General features: G+C 66.9%; 2 protein-coding genes. Both read left to right on the forward strand.

Going from position 1 to position 3,278, the window contains the following annotated elements; translation table 11 throughout:
- The first annotated feature begins 87 nt into the window (after positions 1–87).
- Entirely contained in the window at positions 88–1,257 is a 1,170-nt protein-coding gene (locus TR50_RS43790; protein WP_236654825.1) for a tyrosine-type recombinase/integrase, read from the forward strand.
- A gap of 894 nt (positions 1,258–2,151) precedes the next feature.
- Positions 2,152–3,255: a tyrosine-type recombinase/integrase gene (locus TR50_RS43800; RefSeq protein ID WP_084701933.1), complete on the forward strand. Its 1,104-nt coding sequence runs from the start codon at positions 2,152–2,154 to the stop codon at positions 3,253–3,255.
- Positions 3,256–3,278 lie beyond the last annotated feature (23 nt).

A 3,278-nucleotide genomic window follows, 5' to 3' on the forward strand; every position in this document is an offset into this window, starting at 1 on the left:
GTCGTTATCTAGAGGCTGTTTTTGCAGGTCAGGGACGTTTGTTCAGTTGATCTCGACCTGTGTGACTTCCTAGTATCCACAAGGTCGGTGGCACATCAGGCACGTAAGGACCTTGTGAAGTTCATAGCCGAGAAGGCAACACTCCCTGCCGTCGCGGGCGGCGTCGGCTGGGTAGTCGTTGATGAGATGTTCCGACTGCACGTCGAGGCCAGCACCTACCTGGACAGCCTGCGTGGGCGGCACTGTTCATGGAACACCGAACGCAACTACGCCAGTCGGCTCGCCCTGTACCTGACCTGGTGCAGTGAGCGAGGGCTGAACTGGGCCGATCCAGGTTTCGACAACCTCCTGCGCTTCCGGGACTGGCTCGTCAGCACCCCGCTGCCGACGCGCGGCAGGAAGTCGTCGGCGGGACCGCGGTTCCGCAAGGACGGCAGCGCGGACGCGGTGCTGATCACGTTGACCGAGTTCATGCGCTTCGGCGTCGGGCCCGGATGGGTGACAGACGCAGTGGTCAGCACGCTGTCGCAGGCGAAATACCTGACCCACCTTCCCGCCGGCTACGCGCCCGGAGAGGACGGCAGATACCGAACCGTCGAAGTCAGGACCTTGAAGTTCAGGAGCGAGGACCCCGGCATCGAGTGCTTCACCGCCGAGCAGGTCGACCTGATGATCCGCATGGCCCGCAACGCCCGCGACCGCTTCTTGATCATGTTGATGCGTGCGACCGGGATGCGGATCGGCGAGGCCCTGGGCCTGCGGCGCGAGGACCTCCATCTCCTGCCGGACTCCCGGCTGCTCGGCTGCGCCGAGCCCGGGCCTCACCTTCACGTCCGCCGGCGGACCGACAACAGCAACAACGCACTCGCGAAGTCCCGCAAGTCGCGGACCATCCCCGTCACCCAGGCGGTCATCGACTTCTACTGGGACTACCAGTACGAGCGCGACCAGGTCGACGAGGCGGCTGACTGCGGCATGGTCCTCGTCAATCTGTTCCGCGCGCCCCTGGGCCGCCCGATGAGCTACCCCAACGCGAAGCAGATGTTCGACCGGCTTGCCAAGTGGGCTGACATCGTCGCTCGGCCGCACATGCTGCGACACACGGCGGCCACCGAGTGGATCGCCGAGGGCGTTCCCGAGGACGTCGTCCAGGACCTCCTCGGGCATCAATCCCCGTCGTCGCTCAAGCCCTACCTGCACGCCAGCCCCAGCCGGAAGCGGGCCGCTGTTGAGCGCGTCGCGGCGGTGAAGCGATGAGCACGGCTACCGTCACCGCCCTCACAGGGCCCGCGGTGGGCCACGCGATCTTGGACGTCGACTGGCGAGGGTGGGAGCGATGGCTCCGCGGGCAGGTCAACCCCACCTGGCGCCCAGGCGAGTGGACCGAGGACACCTGGCTCTTCAACGGCGACAAGGACAACCCCCGCACCGCTGTCTGGGAGTGCCTCACGCAGGGCTGCGACATCGGTGTGACCTCCAGACGAGGTCGCTGCGCTGCCTGTTCTCGCGCGCGGGGCAGCGCCAAGGTCTCCTGGGAGGAGTTCGACAGCACTCACGTCGTCACCCGAGGGCTTCGCAACGGGCAGGACCCGGAGGACTGCCTGGTGACGACGGGCGGGCAGCGCTGCGGGCGCGTCGCGCAGACCAGAGGCCTTTGTCGATCACACAGCTCCAACTGGCAGTACGCGTCGAACTCGGGGTCGCCCCTGTCACCGGAGGAATGGGCCCTCCAGGCCGGCTCCCGACCGTTCGAGGTGCCGCCCGCATGCCCAGTGCTCGGCTGCGGGAACAAGACACTGCGGGAGGACACCCCGCTCTGCACGTTCCACGTCCGCCGCTGGTTCATCGAGAAGGGCTCGTGGAAATCGGCGCCGCAGGCGATGCGGCAGTGGTCGCTATCGCAGGCCCCCGCCATGAACAGCTACCAGTTCTCGCTGGTCCAGCTCCCGACGCTCCTACGGCTGGAGTTGGCCTACGCGCTTCAGCACCGCGACGAACTGGGCAGCAACCTCGACCCACGGAGCATCCGGCAGATCGTCACCGGTCCGTCGGCTTCCACGGAGCGACCCCTGGGGCGAGAACACGATCGACCTGCGGGCCCTGGGCCTCAAGTCGGCCACCCGCACCGGCCGCCGTCGCCAAGCAAGGGTGGTGGACCTGGCAACCATCGCCCAGCCCTGGCTACGCGACCTCCTTCGCCGCCGCACCGAAGCAGAGCGGCCGACCAGCAGCGCGTTCACACGCTGGCACCGGGCGGCCCAGCTCGCCAGCGACGGAATGAACCGGCTCCCAGGCGGCGGAAACGATCTGGCCGGCCTAGGTTTTCCTCACATGCAGGCCGTCTTCGACGAGATATCTGCCGACCGGCGCAAGGACGGCCGACTCTGCACGGCCCGCTACCGTTCCGGGATCCTGCACCACTTCACCGCCACCATCGAGTTCGGGCGCTTCGCCGGGCTGCTCGACGAGGCACCGGGAGCCTTCGCCCGGCAACCGAGCCACCGCATCCCCTCGGAGGACACCAACGAGGAGGAGATCGGCAAGGCCATACCCGAGCATGTCATCGCCCAACTCGATGCGGCCATGGACTCCTTCGCGCCGGACAGCTATGGCCAGCTCACCGGCGAGGAGACCGCAGAGATGTTCCAGTGCCTCTACGTCGTCATGCGCGACTCAGGCCGCCGTCCGCTCGAAATCGTCTCTCTCCCTCGGAAGTGCCTCGAACGCAGCGGCGACGAAGCGGAGTTGATCTGGCACAACCACAAGGGCCGACGCCGGCGGCGGCGCCTGCCCATCGCAAGCTCGACGGTCAGGGCACTCGAACGCTGGCAGACAATCCGGGACCGGATCGCCGCTCCGGCGCAGAGCGACGACTACCTGTTCCCGGCGATGACCGACGTCAGCGGATACGACCACATGGCGTCGACCACCCTGAGCATGAACCTGCGCAGGTGGGCGGACAGCCTGCCCAAGCTGGACAGCGACGTCCTCGGATCAGACGGGGAGTTGCTCCCGTTCGACCGGTCGTTGATCTTCCCCTATGCCTTCCGGCACGCCTTCGCTCAACGTCACGCCGATGCCGACACCCCGCTTGACGTGCTCAAAGAGCTCATGGACCACGAAGATCCAAAGACCACCATGGGCTACTACCGCGTCACCCTCGAACGGAAGCGCCAAGCCGTCAAGACGCTCAGCCTACGGGTCGTCGACCGGCGCCAAGACGATGCGCGCCGATCTGGCTGGCCTGCCGGATGACGAGCGCGCCGAGATCGAGGCTG

The organism is Streptacidiphilus anmyonensis (assembly GCF_000787855.1).
In the GTDB taxonomy this organism is placed as follows: domain Bacteria; phylum Actinomycetota; class Actinomycetes; order Streptomycetales; family Streptomycetaceae; genus Streptacidiphilus; species Streptacidiphilus anmyonensis.